Below are 17,447 nucleotides of genomic sequence, written 5' to 3'. Positions count from 1 at the left end.
TTATTGACTTTCCCGGTCACTCATTCCGAAAGCGGAACCAGTGTAAAACAGTCCAGATCGGGCGTCCATGTCAGCCGGCTTCCCATACGGACCACGTTATACCCCGGCCGCAGGGTTACCGTCAGTGCTACCGTTGCCACCCCTTTCGAACGGTCGGTCTCCAGTCCGTCCAGTTCCACCTGGTTGCCGTTCACCGAAACCGTCAGTCTACGGTCACTGATTTCCCGTTCACGCCGTTCGGCCGGAACATAATGGATGGTCATCCGGTACGCTCCGCCTTTTTCACTGAACACCTCTTTCCATTCCGCATAGTTGGATGCATGACCGCCCACATTACAGATGGTCATTCCTCCCGAAGCCCCCTCAAAAGGCATGTAGGCAATCCCCCGGGGACGCTTGGCCAGGTCATCAAACTCATTCAGGTAAGCGTGTTCGGCCTCATAGAGCTGCGGCTCCAGACGCCGCTCCGCCTCAGCCCGAAGAATCTTCACCCCATGAGCCGGTACCTCAAAACGGATACAGTCGCTCACCGGACGCTCGTCCTTTCCCCGCACCAGGTCGCGCAAGCGGGTCTTGCCTTCCAGTTCCAGACAGGAAAGAGGGACAGAAAACGCACAAGGCGAATCCGACGGATTATACAAAGCCACGGCCCTCACCCGTCCCCGCCGCTGCAGGATATCCTTTACAAACACATACCCCTCTCCTTCGTGCTGCACCACATAAGCCTGCAGGCCCAGCGAATCCTGGTTCAGCGCAATCAACTCGCGGTTCTTCAACAGCTCCAGCGACTTTTCCGGTATGCGGGTAAGGTCACAACCGATGAGCAGCGGGGAACTCAGCATGCACCACATGCCGAAATGCGTCTCCTCCTCTGTCTGCGACAGTCCACGCCCGATTTCCAGCATATCCATATCGTTGTAATGACCGTCACCGGCAAAAGCCGACAAGTAACGGTTCCGGGCAATGATGTCGCGCACAGACGTCCACGAAGGCGTAATGTCCCCACTGATTCTCCAGGAAGTAGCCAGTCCCTTCACCCAGGTTCCCGGATAAGCCCAACGGCACACATTCAATGAGATATTCTTCGGAGACACCTCCCGGATGGCTTCCACGATAGCCGTATACCGCTCCTCCTCGTCCAGGTCGAGCTGCTGACCGGCCCCACAATAATCAATCTTGATAAAGTCAAACCCCCATTTGTTGAAAAACAGGTCGGCATCCTGACGCTCAAAGCCATACATCCCTACCCCGATACCGTTGCGGTCGGCATCCCAGATAGAACCGCACGTATTGCTTCCCGCCTCGGAATAGATACCCGCCTTCAGTCCCAGCGAATGAATATAGTCGGCAATCCCCTTCATTCCGTAGGGAAAACGTTCGGGATGCGTATGAAGCACTCCCTCCTTGTCACGCCAGCCGAAAAAGCCGTCATCGATGTTTACAAAACGATACCCAGCCTCCTGCAGTCCCTGGCGGACCATGGCATCGGCCTGAGTACGGATAAGTGCCTCGTTGATGTTCACCCGATAGGTATTCCACGAGCTCCAACCCATAATAGGGGGTTCCGGCGACACGTGCTGTGCCCCGGCAGTTACCGGACAAGCAGCCAGAAAGCAGCCTGCCATCAGACTCAGTACTTTCACATTTTTCATGGTAAATCAGATTTAAAGTATTACAAATTCAATTTCAGTTTTGCTTCCAGCCGCCCCATCGGGCACCGGCATTGCCGGCACCGGTTTCCGCTTTAGAACTGGAAGTAAATGAACGGCTGTATGTCACTGCTCTTCACCTGTATCACCAGGAAGATAAGCAGGATCAGAATAAGGGCCTGAAAAATCAGCGGAAGCCGGATCATGCCCTTCGTGCAGGCTTCCTGCCAACTGTCGGGGCACCAGTGGAGCAGGTAACCAACTGCCATCAGTGCGAAGACCTCCCAATATCCGGCAAACAACTGCCCCGCCAGTTCGGGATGAAAGGCAGTAAATACCTGCTGGATCATAGTCAGCGAAGCCTCGAAAGTCGTATTCCGGAAAAAGATCCAGCCCAGACACACAAAGTGGAAAGTCAGTATGACGGCAAAGAACTTCCGGAATCCGGTACTGCGGTAATTCTTCGGACGATGCATCAGGTTGCGGAAAAACTTATGCACAGCCAGTGCCACTCCATGCAATCCTCCCCACACCACGAAATTCCAGGATGCTCCGTGCCACAGACCTCCCAGCAACATGGTCAGAATCAGGTTGATGTACGTACGGATTTTCCCTTTCCGGTTGCCTCCCAGCGAGATATACAGGTAATCGCGCAACCAGGTAGAAAGCGAAATGTGCCAGCGATGCCAGAAATCGGTCACACTATCCGACTTATAAGGAGAATTGAAGTTGAGCGGGAAATGGAACCCCAGCAGCAAGGCAATACCGATGGCCATGTCACTGTATCCCGAAAAGTCGCAGTAAATCTGCAGCGCATACCCGTAAATACCCATCAGATTCTCCAGTCCCGAATACAGTCCCGGATTGTCGAAGATACGCTCCACAAAGTTTACGCTGATATAATCGGAAATCACTGCTTTCTTGAACAGTCCGCTCACTATAAAGAAGACTCCTCGGCCGAACATTTCGTTAGTAACCACCAGCGGCTGCCGGATCTGAGAAATAAAATCACGGGCACGCACAATAGGACCAGCCACCAGCTGCGGGAAAAACGACACATAAAAGACATAATCCAGCAAATGATCCAGCGGCTTCAGGTCGCGGCGGTACACATCAAGAGTATAACTCAGCGACTGGAAGGTAAAGAACGAGATTCCCACCGGAAGGAAGATATCCAGCGGCTGAAAACTTCCGTTCCACAGCGGAGCCAGCATCTCGTAAAAGAAATTCGTGTACTTGAAATAACAAAGCAGTCCCAGATTGATACACAGACTGACCGTTACCAGCAGTTTCCGCTTCCAGGGAGTCTCGGTACGCTCCATCCGACGGGCAAGCAGAAAGTCGCTCACCGTCACGATTCCCAGCAGGAAGAAATAAAAACCACTGCTCTTATAATAGAAATAATACGAAAAGGCAGACACAAAAAGCAGGCGGGCCGATGTATGCTTCTGCAACAGCACATACACCAGGCTAAAGCCCAAAAAGAGAAACAAGAAAAGTCCGCTGCTGAAAATCATCGGCTGCTGCGGATTATACGTCAGTAAATCAGAAAGTTTACTCCAGTCCAGTTGCCACATATTGATTATACGCTTTTATAAATGCTTCATGTAATAATAATCCCTGCAAAATATATCCTTCACGGGTGAAATGAATCTTGTCACGCTGGAACATGCCCGCATTGTCCCAGTTCCGGCAGGCCTGCTGCTTCCCTCCTACCGTATCATAGAGGTCCCAGATGGCCAGTCCGTGTTCACGGGCATAGCGGAGTTCGGTATCCACCACCTTTTCCGTCCGCGGATTAGGAATCCGCTTTCCCCTTCTGCCGTTGCGGACATAGGCCCCCGGCGGAGTAGTCAGCAGAAAATGCCCACCCGGACAACTCTCCTTCAGTTGGGTGATGACACGGTCCAGCGCAGCCTCGTGTTCGGAAGCCACATAGCGCCATCCGTGCGCCTCATTCGTACCGAAAGAAAGAATGATCAGGTCAGGATGCAGGGCAATCACCTCGTCAAGACGCTCCGGAGTGGCAAAACTGGCACAGGTAGCCCCGTTGACTCCCAGCATGTGATACACGATGCCGTTCTTGCCGGTCTCCCTGGCAAGCCCTGAAGTACGGTAATCCACCGGAATATCCTCTACCGCATCCTTTCCGAAATCATCTTCCAGGCAGCGGCGCATGACATAAGGAAATAAATGTCCGCGCACATGCGAATCTCCGATATGCACAATGCGCAAGGGACGGTCCATCCGGCTCATTTTCTGCCAGAACGGATAGAGTGACCCCACCGGATCGGTAATCACGTTGTCCAATGTATCCCGGAAGGTTTCCGGCATCGGGTTGCTGACAGCCACAAAACGCATCAGTTCCCTGATTTCACGACTGGGATAGATGGGTACGGAATGCCTGTCGGGAACCGCCTGAGACGGCAAGTTGTCCTGCGCCCACAAGGCAGTAGGCAGCAGACATACGAGGATGACTGCCAGCCAGTGTTTCCGGCACCAGGCGGAACGGAACAATCGCTTACTCTGCTTCATAGGCCTTCCGCTTTTCATATTGCTCTTTTCCATACATCAATGTCTCAAACAGGATTTCGGCCAGGTGCTTCCCTCCCCGGAAGTTGATGTGTGTGTAATCCAGATTGGCCTGCGAAGGCTTCGCCTCCACCATCCGGACAATGCTTCCATCGCCACCCATGGCTTCAAAAAGGTTCCAGAATGCCACCTGCGCCTCCGCAGCCAGTGCCTGCTGGTAACGGATGAGGTTCTTGACACCCGGCATCGTACGGAGGTCGCCGTTTTCGTTCTTGTTCTCACGGTCTCCCACTCCGACAATCAGGATACCGGCCTGAGGAAAGGCCGCTTTCAGATGAGCCACGACCTTGATCATGGCATCCTTGTAATAGGAATAGTTGACTCCCTTCTCCGAAGCCACATTCAGTCCATACTGCAAGACAATCAGGTCGTACGTACGGAGGCGGTTGTAGTCGGCAAGAATGGAGTACGGAATGTTCCGCAACTGCTGTCCACTGCTGCCGCGGGTACTGAAGTTATCCACAACGACACCCTCCTGCGGATCCATGGTAGCCGCATAGAATACAGCCAGGGAATCTGTATCGTCGACCGTCCACTTGACATTTCCAATCCGTCCATTCACGGAAACGGCCTGCAGTCCCTCTTTTCCGGGCAGGGCAAAATGCTCGGTACGGCTGCCATTAATCACTGCAGTCAGTCTCACCGAATCGCTTGCCTGGAAATACAGTGCAGAAACCTCACAGGTATCCAGGCGGACCGCATATTTCTTCTGCCCCTGCAGCGTTACCGTCGCACCGGTGCGGGGAATGAAATAATGGTTGGAAATATCCTGTAAATCACGGTCGAAGTAAGTAGAGTCAGTAATCGAATGGCTTTCCCAGCCGCTAAACGAATGCTTCACGGTAGGACGGAATCCGAAGGTAGCGGAAGTAATGGGCACATAACCTACTCCACAGCCCCCGAAACGCTGCTGCAGCAGGGCTCTCAAATCGGCTGTCAGGATATCAGCCTCGATGTAAGAATCTCCAAAATACGCAATACGGACCGGACGGCCAAGGGTCTGGTGCTGAAGCAGAGCCTCATAGAAAGGACTCATGCCGCGCATGGTAGAGTCGGAATAATCCTCAATGCAGACCATCCCTCCCTTACAGGTATCTACGAAGACCGGTTTCACGGGAGGAGGCAGTACCACCGTATCGGAATCGGCTACCACTTCCGGGATTTCCGGACGCAGATCGGATAAAATATCCACTTTCCGCAGTGTATGATTACCTATCGTCAGCGAAGGCAAATAATAAAGTCCGAGCAGTCCGGCTACCACACAGGCTGCCAAAAAGAAGGTAAAAGTTATTTTATTTTTCATCTGTCACCATAATAAACAGGTGCAAAGATAGGGTATTTTTAATTACCAAGGAGAGTATCACTCCTGCTTTTCGACCACAGACTGCAAAAAAGCATTTACCATCTGCATACCTTTCTCCGTGGTAATGCCCCTCATGTGTAAAAATGTGATTTCCCGGTAAATATCGGCCAGCGGATAATCTTCGGTGATGTCGGAATAAATCAGCAGGTCCAACTGCATGGACATAGCCTGGTTGATAATATCGAAATTGATGTCGTCGCGGAAAATTCCCTGCTTCACTCCCTGCTTGAAATGCGCCAATGCCTCTGCATCGTTCGCCTTCTGTTTTTCCCGGATGCACTCCAGCACCTTCGGATATTTTCTTAAATCACGGAAAAACGACGGGTTGAGTTCGCACAGTTCCCTCGACTTGCGCGTATAGAAAGCGAAAATCACTTCCAGGGCATTCTCTGCCCTGGAAGCTACTTCCGCAATATAAAGATGCATCTCCCGGTGATGCTCCAACATGATTTCGAGCAAAAGCTGTTCCTTGTCGGTAAACAGTTCGTAAAGCGTCCGTTTCGAAATAGACAGCGAGCCTGCAATGTCATCCATGCGCACATTGCGTATGCCATGAACGGCAAATGCCCGGGCTGCTACAGCCAGCACCCTCTGTCTCAATTCCTTTCTGTCACACTTTACTTTCTTTACGCCCGCCATATCTGTTTTTTTCATCCATGTTGGATAATTCCCAACTGAGAGGTTTCTACAAACGAAATGATCATATCTATCTCCTTGCTGTGCGGTATCTGTTCACGGATACGCAACAACGCATCGTGCTGAGAGGTATTTGCCTTGTACAAGATACGGTAAGCCTGAGCAATGTGCTTGATCAGGGTTTCCGAGAATCCGGCATGCTCCAGCACCTTGGTATTGATGCTATAGAAAGCAATCGGTTCGTGAGCCGCTACAATGAAAGGAGGAATGTCCTTGATGAAACGGCATCCGCCCTGTACGACTGAATAGCTTCCCAGACGAGTCTTTCCCTGCATCAGTACGTTGGAAGTCAGTATCGCATAGTCCTCAATGATACAATCTCCCGAAACCTGAGAACCGTTACCTACAATACAGTGGTTTCCTACCTGTACGTCATGCGACAGACGGGCTCCCGACATGATGAAGTTATGGTCTCCCACACGGGTAGCATGACCGGCATGTGTACCGCGGATAATCACCGCATTCTCACGAATGACATTGTGGTCACCGATGTAAGCCAGTGTGTCTTCTCCCTGATATGCAAAATCCTGAGGAACCGCAGCAACCACTGCTCCCTGATATACAGTATTCCCCTTTCCCATGCGAGTACCGCTCATCAGACTCGCATACGGCATAATTACATTATCATCGCCTATCTCAACATTCTTGTCGATATAGGCAAAAGGATGAATGGTAACGTTTTTTCCAATCTTTGCAGACGGATCCACGTAAGCTAATGGACTAATCATAGTTGCATGTATTTAAGGTTAATTATTCTCTGCCCCCTCCCAATGCACTGTACAGGTTGATGACAGCCTGTATGCGCTGGAAGTTATCAGCTACCTCGCTCAACTGAGCACTCAGCAGGTTCTGCTGTGAAGTCAGTAGCTCCAGATAAGTAGCCTCTCCGCTCTGGAACAAGGCATTGGTGTATGTCACAGCCTTATCAAGCTGTTCCACCTGTCCACGGTCTTCTGCCAGTTTTTTAGTCTGTGTATCGAAGAGGAACAAGGCATCACTCACTTCTTTTCCTGCTTCCAGAATCGTCTGCTGATAGTTCATCTGGGCAATCTTTTCCTCAGCCTTTGACACCTTCAGGTTGGCAATCAGTTTTCCATTGTTGAAAATAGGCTGTGCCAATGAAGCCAAAGCCTGGAGCATGAATTCTCCCGGATTAACCACAGTCACTCCCGAACCGTTTGTCCAGCCGGCCAGACCTGTAATGTTCAGTCCCGGATAAAAGGCTGCACGTGCAGAGTTGGTAGTATAATAAGCAGCCGCCAAAGTCATTTCCGCCATCTTCACATCCGGACGGTTCTCGAGCAACTGCATCGGAACACCCGCAGCAAGTTCTTCCGGCATTACCTGTTCGGCCAGTGTACCCCGTTCTACGGTCTGCGGAGTTCTTGCCAGCAACACTGCCAGAGAGTTTTCCGTTTCACGTACCTGGCGCTTCAGGTCGAGCAGAGAAGCCTCAACCTGATGGCTGGCCGCACGCATCTGTGCCACAGCTGCTTCGGTAGTCATACCGGCAATCTTCATGGCCTCCATGGCACGTACATTCTCTTTATAGATAGCCGCAGTTTCGGTAGTGATTTCCACCTGACGGTCGAGCATCAGCAACGAATAATATACGTTGGCAATGCCACATATAATCTGTGAACGGACAGCCTGTTCTGCGTACTTGCTCTGCTCATAAGCCACCTTCTGTCCGCGCTTGGTATTCAGGATCTTTCCGAAAAGGTCAATTTCCCAGCTGGCAGATACCGGCAACTGATATGCCTTTACATAATTGCTTCCTCCCATGCTGGTGGCAGTTCCCTGAGGAGCCAGATTGATGGAAGGCAAGTAAGACAATTTCGCAGCGGTAAGCATCACCTTGGCCTCCTGTACCCGGAGCGCTGCAGCCTGGATATCCACATTCTTGGACAAACCTTCCTCGATCAGCGCCTGCAGTTTTGCATCCCGGAAAATTTCTTTCCAGGGCAGGTTACCCATATTTGCGGTATCGGCAGCCAGCGTATCGACAGCCGATGCCGGGTCACGATAGATGCCCGAGGCATCTATCGTTTCCGGTCTGTCGTATGATTTGTAAATGTGACAGCTACTCATCAAAGCAGCCAGACACATGGTTCCTATTATCTGTTTTTTCATCATCATAATCATTTGTGAATGTTTGTTGGAGAATACTGTTCGATTTCAGCTTCTACTTCGCTTTCATCAAGGCTATCCCATTCCATCGGTTTGACTTTTTCCTGCAGCCACTGGAATACCACGAACAGTACAGGCACGATGAAAATCTGGAAAATCATACCGATCAACATACCTCCGATGGCAGAAGCACCCAGCGTACGGTTACCGTGAGCACCTACTCCCATGGCCAACATCAACGGAATCAAACCAACGATCATGGCCAGTGAGGTCATCAAAATCGGTCGCAGACGGGCAGCGGCACCCAGTACGGCAGCCCATGAGATACTCATACCCTGCTTACGGCGGTCGAGGGCGAACTCAACAATCAGAATGGCATTCTTAGCCAACAGACCCATCAACATAATCAAGGCAATCTGCATGTAGATGTCGTTTGACATCGTACCCAGAATCATCTTCAAGGCCGGGATGCTTCCCAGTGCACCGAATCCGTTGACAAATACGAAGCTACCCATCAGACCGAACGGTACTGAAAGCAATACGGCCAACGGCAGGATGTAACTTTCGTACTGTGCACTCAGCAACAGGTAAACGAATACGAAACACAGCACAAAGATGATACCGGTAGTACTTCCGCTTGAAGAAGCCTCTTCACGCGCCATACCTCCCAGCTCATAGCCGAATCCCATAGGCAGGTTCTCTTTTGCCACTTCTGCAATGGCCTGCAATGCCTGACCTGAAGTATATCCGGAAGCCGGAGCCACCATCACCTTCATGGAAGTATACAGGTTGAAACGGCTGATGATATCCGGACCGTACACCTTCTTCATGCTTACGAACTGTGTAATCGGAGCCATTTCGTTTCCGTTTCTGACCTTGATACTGTTCAGTGATTCCATATTCTTCGTTGCATCCGGTTCAGCCTGAATCATTACACGGTACATCTTACCGAAACGGTTGAAGTTAGATGCATACAGACCACCGAAATATCCCTGCATGGTAGTAAGGATATCGCTCGGACTGATACCAGCCTTCTTACAAGCTGCCGCATCGATATCCAGCTGATACTGAGGGAAGTTCGGGTTGAAGGTTGTCTTTGCAGAGTTGATTTCCGGACGGGCTTCCAGGGCAGCGGTATAATTCTTGACTACGTCAAAGAAGTGATCCAGGCTACCACCGGTCTTATCCTGCATGTTCAACTCGATATCGCTTGATACAGAATAACCCGGAATCATAGGAGGTGCGAAGAACAATACCTGTGCATCCTTGATTACCTTCTGGGCACGCATGAACAAAGTAGCATATACGATGTCCGAATTCTGCATCATTGAACGTTCTTCCCAGTCTTTCAGCTTGATGATGACAGAACCGTAAGAAGGTCCCTGACCACCGATGAAGCTATAACCGGAAATGATGGTACGTGACTGTACGGCCGGTTCTGCTGCTACCAGACTGTCTACACGCTGGAGCACTTCCATAGCGCGTTCCTGTGAGGTTCCAGGAGGCAGTGTCACTGCACCCATGATGGTACCCGTATCTTCGTTCGGCACCATACCGGTCGGAGTAATCTTCATGAAGAATACCAGCAGCACGATAGAGGCAGCTACCAGACCGAATGACAACCATTTCTTATGAATGAAGAATACCACACGTTTCTTATAGCTCTTCAACAAAGAATCGTAAGCTGCATTAAACGAAGTATGGAAGCGGTCTACCATACTCATCTTCTTAGGCTTGTGCTCTGAATCATGCGGTTTCAGGAAGATGGCACACAGTGCCGGAGACAATGTCAGCGCGTTCAATGCCGAGAAGGCGATAGAGATGGCCATTGTAATACCGAACTGACGGTAGAACGTACCGGCCGTACCTCCCATGAAACTTACCGGGATAAACACGGACATCATGACCAGTGTAATGGAAACCAATGCACCGCCCAGTTCACTCATGGCATCAATAGAAGCCTCACGAGACGATTTATATCCCTGGTCCAGCTTGGCATGGACACCTTCGACCACAACGATGGCATCATCGACCACAATCGCAATGGCAAGCACCATGGCCGACAGTGTCAGCAAGTTCACACTAAAGCCGATCAGTTTCAACACAAAGAAGGTAGCAATCAACGCCACCGGAATGGCAATGGCCGGAATCAAGGTAGAACGCATATCCTGCAAGAATACGTATACTACGATGAACACCAGGATAAAGGCCTCGATCAATGTCTTGATTACTTCGTGGATAGAAGCGTAAAGGAAGTCGTTGGCATTCTGAGCCACATTGATCTTCAATCCCGAAGGCAAGTTTTCTTCAGCCTTGCTGATTACATCCAGCAAGTTGTTGATGGTTTCGGTAGCGTTGGTACCTGCCATCTGGAACACGATACAGGTTACCGCCTTATGACCGTTTACCGTATTATTAAAGGTATAAGCCAGACGGCCCAGCTCAATGCGTGCCACATCTCCCAGACGAAGCACCTCACCGTCAGGCAATGCCTTGATTACGATATTCTCGAATTCTTCAGTCTGCTGCAGACGTCCCTTGTAACGGATCGTATACTGGAAAGTCTGGTTACCGCGTTCACCGAACTGTCCGGGAGCCGCTTCAATATTCTGTTCAGCCAATACTCCAGAAATATCCGACGGAACCAGCTTGTACTGTGCCATCACATCCGGTTTCAGCCAGATACGCATAGAGTAGTCCTGACCCATCACGTTGGCATCACCCACACCTTTTACACGCTGTACTTCCGGAATCAAGTTGATCTTCGCATAGTTTTCGATAAACTCGATGTTGTACTTATCTTCCGCATCGTACAAAGAGAAGATCAGCAACATAGAGTTCTGACGTTTCTGAGTAGTCACACCGACTTTGGTAACCTCGGCCGGCAACAGACCCTGCGCCATTGACACACGGTTCTGCACGTTCACCGCAGCCATATCCGGGTCGGTACCCTGGTTAAAGTAAATACTGATATCCGCCGAACCACTGTTGGAAGCAGTAGACTGAATATACATCATATTTTCCACACCATTGATCTGGTCTTCCAGCGGTGCCACTACTGAGTTCAAAACGGTCTGCGCATTGGCTCCCGTATAGGTAGCTCTTACCGATACGGTAGGAGGCGCAATGTCCGGATACTGTGTTACCGGCAGGGTGGCCAGACCGATAATACCCAGGATAACTATCAAGATAGAAATTACCGTTGACAGTACCGGGCGGTTAATAAATTTATCTAGTTTCATTCTATTCCCTCAAAATAATATTATACGATATAGTTTTCACGCTGCACATCAATTGAACGCAGTCTGAATGTTTCCGTCACGCTGGTCCTGCAAAGCCTTCTGATACTTAGCCTCTTTCTGAGCCACAGTGATCGGAGTAATCTTCTGTCCGTCCTGCAAAGTCTGAACACCTTCCACTACAATCTTGTCGCCGGCCTTCAGTCCGCCAGTCACGATATAGTTCTTGCCGTCGTTCAGATTTGACACCTGGATTTCAGTATGTTTCAGTGTGCTGTCTGCCTGCAGTACGTATACGAATTTCTTGTCCTGGATTTCCTGAGTAGCCGACTGAGGAAGCAGGATGATATCATTCATGGCATAAGGGAATACCACATTGGCCATACCTCCGCTTCGCAGGATATTCTGCTTGTTCGGGAAGATAGCACGCATACTTACAGAACCTGTAGTCTGGTCGATGACACCACTTACGGCATCAATCTTACCTTCAGCATCATACAGGGTTCCGTCAGACAACTGCAGTTTCACTGCCGGCATCTTTTCCAGCTGTTCCTTCAGTGTACCTCCAGCCTTTGTCATGGCCAGCAACTGCTTTTCAGTCATTGAGAAATACACATACATATCGCCGATCTGAGAAACGGTAGTCAACGGTTCAGCCACCGAAGGACTCACCAGCGCACCTACACGGTAAGGGAACGTACCGATGACTCCGTCCGAAGGACTGGTTACCGTACAGAATCCCAGGTTCTGTTCAGCCGCTGCATAAGCCGCCTTTGCCTGAGCCAGGTTTGCCTTGGCAGTCAACAGGTTGTTTACTGCTGTCTGATATTCAAAGTCACTGATGATTTTCTGTTCGTGCAACATCTTCTTGTTGGCCTCTGTTTCAGTCACCGTCTTCAGGTTTGCCTTAGCCGAAGCCACACTGGCCTTCGCCTGGTCATAGGCTGCCTTGTATTGAGTCGGATCAATCTGGAACAATGCCTGTCCCTTGCGTACCGTAGCTCCTTCATCCACACACAATTTCACGATAAAGCCAGATACCTGAGGACGAATCTCAATGTCCTGAAAACCCTTTATCACAGCCGGATACTGAGTCGTCTGGTTGCTGGAAGTCATCGTAACCTCCTGTACAGCAAACTCATTATCGCCTATTTTCATACCGCCTTGGCCACCGCCGCAGGCTGTCAAGACCGATACTCCCAAAGCCATTAATGAGATCCGGCCAAAAGAAAAACACTTGTTCCTTTTCATGCACATATTCATATTCTTATCATTAAATATTTATTCCCCTTTATAGAAAACTTTTTATATACTCTTAGTTTTTAGCTCGACAAAGATAGTAAAAAAGCGAAGAAACCTTTGTGCATTTAACTAAGAATAACCATAAAAAAAGAAAGTTATGCCATAATATATTTCAAATTTTCCATTTTATATACTTTTTGGCACAGTGAATTCTTCAAATACATTAATCCGTAGTTTTTTATGTGAAAAAATCTTCTTTTTATCATTTTATTCATACATTTGCGATATACTTTCTAAACAGTGAATAACCTAAAATAAAATTATAACACTATGGCTAAAATAACCAAAGAAGCGGCTTTGCTTTACCACTCACAAGGTAAACCGGGGAAAATAGAAGTAGTTCCCACAAAGCCTTATCAAACACAAAGAGACCTTTCACTTGCATACTCTCCGGGCGTAGCAGAGCCCTGTCTGGAAATACAGAAAGACCCTAAAACAGCTTATGACTATACGGCCAAGGGAAACCTGGTAGCCGTAATCTCCAACGGTACAGCGGTTTTGGGACTGGGCGATATCGGTGCGATGAGCGGAAAGCCTGTCATGGAGGGAAAAGGATTGCTTTTCAAGATCTATGCAGGCATCGACGTATTCGACATTGAAGTCAACGAAAAAGACCCGGACAAGTTCATCGAAGCGGTAAAAGCCATTGCTCCTACCTTCGGAGGTATCAACCTCGAAGACATCAAGGCGCCGGAGTGCTTCAAGATTGAACAGCGCCTGAAAGAAGAGCTCGACATACCGGTGATGCACGACGACCAGCACGGTACGGCCATCATTTCCAGTGCCGGTTTGCTGAACGCTCTGGAAGTAGCCGGAAAGAAGATTGAGGAAGTCAAGATCGTAGTCAACGGTGCCGGAGCTTCTGCCGTATCATGTACCAAGTTGTACGTATCGCTGGGAGCCCGTCTGGAAAACATCGTCATGCTCGACAGCAAGGGAGTGATTTCGAAAGAACGTACCGACCTGAACGAACAGAAGAAGTACTTTGCCACCAGCCGTACCGACATCCACACACTGGCCGAAGCCATTCAGGGTGCCGATGTATTCCTGGGACTTTCCAAAGGCAACGTGCTGACACAGGACATGGTACGCAGCATGGCCGACCATCCGATTGTGTTCGCACTGGCCAACCCGACTCCCGAAATTTCGTACGAAGATGCAATGGCTTCACGCCCCGACGTACTGATGGCTACCGGACGTTCGGACTATCCTAACCAGATCAACAACGTAATCGGATTCCCGTATATCTTCCGCGGTGCCCTCGACACACAGGCCACTGCCATCAACGAAGAGATGAAACTGGCTGCCGTAAGAGCCATCGCCGGACTGGCCAAACAGCCGGTGCCGGATGTGGTGAATGAGGCTTACCACGTAAACAACCTGAGTTTCGGTGCCGAATACTTCATTCCGAAACCGGTCGACCCGCGTCTGATTACCGAAGTGTCCATGGCCGTAGCCAAGGCTGCCATGGAATCGGGAGTGGCACGCAAGCAGATTACCGACTGGGAGGCTTACAAGAACCACCTGCGCGAACTGATGGGACAGGAAAACAAACTCACCCGCCAGTTGTACGATACAGCCCGCCGCTGCCCGCAGCGCGTGGTATTCGCCGAAGGTACACACCCCAACATGCTGAAAGCAGCCGTGGAAGCCAAGGCAGAAGGTATCTGTACGCCTATCATTCTGGGAAATGAAGAACGTATCACCAAACTGGCCAAAGAGCTCGACCTGAACCTGGAGGGTATCGAAATCGTCAACCTGCGCCACGACCGCGAATCGGAACGCCGCGAGAGATACGCACGCATCCTGTGCGAAAAGCGTGCCCGCGAAGGAGCCAACTATCAGGAAGCCATCGACAAGATGTTCGAACGCAACTATTTCGGTATGATGATGGTGGAAACCGGAGATGCGGATGCATTCGTAACCGGACTTTACACCAAGTACAGCAATACCATCAAGGTTGCCAAGGAGGTAATCGGCATACAGGAAGGATACAAGCATTTCGGTACCATGCACATCCTCAACTCCAAGAAGGGTACTTACTTCATTGCCGATACACTGATCAACCGCCATCCGGATACCGATACGCTGATTGACATTGCCAAACTCGCCAACAAGGCGGTCCGCTTCTTCAACCAGGAACCGGTAATGGCCATGCTGTCATACTCGAACTTCGGTTCCGACAACATCGGCAGTCCGGCCAAGGTACACGAGGCCATCAACTACATGCATACTCACTACCCCGATCTGGCCATCGACGGTGAAATGCAGGTTAAATTCGCACTGAACAACGCCCTGAGAGACGAAAAATATCCGTTTACCCGCCTCAACGGCAAGGAAGTCAATACCCTGATCTTCCCGAACCTGAGTTCGGCGAATGCCACCTACCAGCTGATACAGAACATGAGCGAAACCGAAGTCATCGGCCCGATCCAGATGGGTCTGAACAAACCGATCCACTTCACCGACATCGAAAGCTCAGTCCGGGACATCGTCAACATCACCGCCATTGCATGTATCGATGCCATCGTAGCAAAGAAAATGAAGTGCAATCAATAATCTATCCTGACGACCAGACACCGCAGCGACCCGCTCCTACGGTGTCTGGTCATTTTTTTATCCGATAAAATCCTGTTATGAAAAAACCACTGACCCAATCCCAGTGCATCGTGCTTACCCTCTGCTGGGCAGCCCTTTGCTTCCTGGTACTCACCTCCTCGCCCCGCATCGACGGACCGCTCATTGTCACCATTTTGTTGTCTGGTGCCCTGGTATTTATCCCTGTCATCAAGAGCATACGACAAAGACAAAAATAAACACTTCAACCGCTTTTCGTGCAACAATATATTTTTTTGATATATTTATAACGATTTCTCCTATAAAATGTTGCATAAATAAAATTATATCTATACTTTTGTCACGTCAATACAATACAAAAGAAATAAACCAAATCAATAATTAGATCGATAATTCTTTTTATTATGAATGCAGCAAAAGTACTGGAAGATCTGAAAAGAAGATTTCCGAATGAACCTGAATACCATCAGGCAGTAGAAGAAGTGTTGAGTACCATTGAAGAAGAGTACAACAAGCATCCGGAATTTGACAAAGTCAACCTGATTGAACGTTTGTGTATTCCTGACCGTGTATTCCAGTTCCGCGTAACCTGGATGGACGACAAAGGAAATATCCAGACCAACATGGGATATCGTGTACAGCACAACAACGCCATCGGCCCGTATAAAGGAGGTATCCGCTTCCACAGTTCTGTAAACCTGAGCATCCTGAAGTTCCTTGCTTTCGAACAGACTTTCAAGAACTCGCTGACTACACTTCCGATGGGTGGTGGTAAAGGTGGTTCAGACTTCTCTCCACGCGGTAAATCTAACGCAGAAGTAATGCGTTTCTGCCAGGCATTCATGCTGGAATTGTGGCGTCACATCGGTCCTGAAACCGACGTACCTGCCGGAGATATCGGTGTAGGCGGACGCGAAGTAGGTTTCATGTTCGGTATGTACAAAAAACTGGCTCATGAATTTACAGGTGTATTGACAGGTAAAGGACGTGAATTCGGTGGTTCACTGATTCGTCCGGAAGCTACCGGATACGGTAACATTTATTTCTTGCTGGAAATGCTGAAAACCCGCCAGATTGACATCGCCGGAAAGACTTGTCTGGTATCCGGTTCGGGTAACGTGGCTCAGTATACAGTAGAAAAACTGATTGAACTGGGTGCAAAGGTAGTTACCATGTCAGACTCAGACGGATATATCTACGATCCGGACGGTATCGACCGCGAGAAACTCGATTATATCATGGAACTGAAGAACCTGTACCGCGGACGTATCCGTGAATATGCAGAAAAATATGGCTGCAAGTACGTGGCAGGCGCTCGTCCATGGAACGAAAAAGCCGACATCGCTTTGCCTTCGGCTACACAGAATGAAATCAATGGTGACGATGCAAAAGCACTGATTGCCAACGGAGTCATCGCTGTATCGGAAGGAGCCAACATGCCTTCTACTCCGGAAGCTATCCGCGTATTCCAGGAAGCAAAGATCCTGTACGCTCCGGGAAAGGCTGCCAACGCAGGTGGTGTATCTGTATCAGGACTGGAAATGACACAGAACTCTATCAAACTGAGCTGGAGCCAGGAAGAAGTGGACGAAAAGCTGAAGAGCATCATGAAGAATATCCACGAAGCTTGTGTACAGTATGGTACAGAGCCTGACGGATACATCAACTATGTGAAGGGTGCCAACGTAGCCGGCTTTATGAAGGTGGCTAAAGCCATGATGGCACAGGGTATCGTATAACACAAACTGATTGATACATAAACAGAAAATCCCCGGAGAGCTTCTCCGGGGATTTTTTTATGCGGTCCCCCTGCAGGAACACGAAGAACGCACCCGCTTAAAGATTTGTCCGATGACAACGACAGGTTCATGTTTCGCCGGAAATATTTCTTCCAACCCC

Annotated in this window: 12 protein-coding genes; 3 read left to right on the top strand and 9 right to left on the bottom strand. The window is 49.6% G+C overall.

Annotation, left to right across the window (positions count from 1 at the left end; translation table 11 throughout):
* Nucleotides 1-20: 20 nt before the first annotated feature.
* The 9 genes from H3001_RS05890 to H3001_RS05850 all read right to left on the bottom strand — a co-directional run bounded on the left by H3001_RS05890 (nucleotide 21) and on the right by H3001_RS05850 (nucleotide 12,932).
* A complete protein-coding gene (locus H3001_RS05890; RefSeq protein WP_394367795.1) occupies nucleotides 21-1,625 on the bottom strand; it encodes an alpha-galactosidase D in 1,605 nt (534 codons plus the stop codon).
* A 119-nt stretch (nucleotides 1,626-1,744) separates the two neighbouring features.
* A complete protein-coding gene (locus tag H3001_RS05885) occupies nucleotides 1,745-3,226 on the bottom strand; it encodes an MBOAT family O-acyltransferase (RefSeq protein WP_181214365.1) in 1,482 nt (493 codons plus the stop codon).
* Nucleotides 3,204-4,184, bottom strand: coding sequence for an SGNH/GDSL hydrolase family protein (locus tag H3001_RS05880; RefSeq protein WP_246368507.1), 981 nt, complete (start codon nucleotides 4,182-4,184; stop codon nucleotides 3,204-3,206). Before H3001_RS05880 ends, H3001_RS05885 begins: the two co-directional genes overlap by 23 nt.
* Nucleotides 4,171-5,544: an SGNH/GDSL hydrolase family protein gene (locus tag H3001_RS05875; protein ID WP_181214363.1), complete on the bottom strand. Its 1,374-nt coding sequence runs from the start codon at nucleotides 5,542-5,544 to the stop codon at nucleotides 4,171-4,173. Before H3001_RS05875 ends, H3001_RS05880 begins: the two co-directional genes overlap by 14 nt.
* Nucleotides 5,545-5,601: 57 nt before the next feature.
* Nucleotides 5,602-6,258 carry a TetR/AcrR family transcriptional regulator gene (locus H3001_RS05870; protein WP_246368506.1) on the bottom strand — a complete coding sequence of 219 codons (657 nt, stop codon included), beginning with the start codon at nucleotides 6,256-6,258 and terminating at the stop codon, nucleotides 5,602-5,604.
* A complete protein-coding gene (gene lpxA, locus H3001_RS05865; protein ID WP_181214362.1) occupies nucleotides 6,255-7,028 on the bottom strand; it encodes an acyl-ACP--UDP-N-acetylglucosamine O-acyltransferase in 774 nt (257 codons plus the stop codon). The genes H3001_RS05870 and lpxA overlap by 4 nt, the downstream gene beginning before the upstream one ends.
* Nucleotides 7,029-7,050: 22 nt before the next feature.
* Complete coding sequence (locus tag H3001_RS05860; protein WP_181214361.1) at nucleotides 7,051-8,439, bottom strand: efflux transporter outer membrane subunit; 1,389 nt, start codon at nucleotides 8,437-8,439, stop codon at nucleotides 7,051-7,053.
* 2 nt (nucleotides 8,440-8,441) lie between these two features.
* Entirely contained in the window at nucleotides 8,442-11,672 is a 3,231-nt protein-coding gene (locus H3001_RS05855; RefSeq protein ID WP_181214360.1) for an efflux RND transporter permease subunit, read from the bottom strand.
* Between the two features lie 48 nt (nucleotides 11,673-11,720).
* Nucleotides 11,721-12,932 (bottom strand): efflux RND transporter periplasmic adaptor subunit, encoded by a 1,212-nt coding sequence (locus tag H3001_RS05850; protein WP_181214359.1) that lies wholly within the window; start codon nucleotides 12,930-12,932, stop codon nucleotides 11,721-11,723.
* 309 nt (nucleotides 12,933-13,241) lie between these two features.
* On the opposite strand from H3001_RS05850, the gene H3001_RS05845 reads away from it, so the two are divergent.
* The 3 genes from H3001_RS05845 to H3001_RS05835 all read left to right on the top strand — a co-directional run bounded on the left by H3001_RS05845 (nucleotide 13,242) and on the right by H3001_RS05835 (nucleotide 17,287).
* On the top strand, nucleotides 13,242-15,530 hold the full coding sequence (locus H3001_RS05845; RefSeq protein ID WP_181214358.1) for an NADP-dependent malic enzyme: 2,289 nt from the start codon (nucleotides 13,242-13,244) through the stop codon (nucleotides 15,528-15,530).
* 77 nt (nucleotides 15,531-15,607) lie between these two features.
* Entirely contained in the window at nucleotides 15,608-15,787 is a 180-nt protein-coding gene (locus tag H3001_RS05840) for a hypothetical protein (RefSeq protein ID WP_181214357.1), read from the top strand.
* Nucleotides 15,788-15,952: 165 nt separating this feature from the next.
* On the top strand, nucleotides 15,953-17,287 hold the full coding sequence (locus tag H3001_RS05835; protein WP_181214356.1) for an NADP-specific glutamate dehydrogenase: 1,335 nt from the start codon (nucleotides 15,953-15,955) through the stop codon (nucleotides 17,285-17,287).
* The last annotated feature ends 160 nt before the right edge of the window (nucleotides 17,288-17,447 follow it).

This window comes from Phocaeicola faecicola (assembly GCF_013618865.1).
GTDB lineage: Bacteria > Bacteroidota > Bacteroidia > Bacteroidales > Bacteroidaceae > Phocaeicola > Phocaeicola faecicola.
The sequence above is the reverse complement of the archived record's forward strand: the minus strand, read 5'-3'. Positions and strand labels throughout refer to the sequence as shown.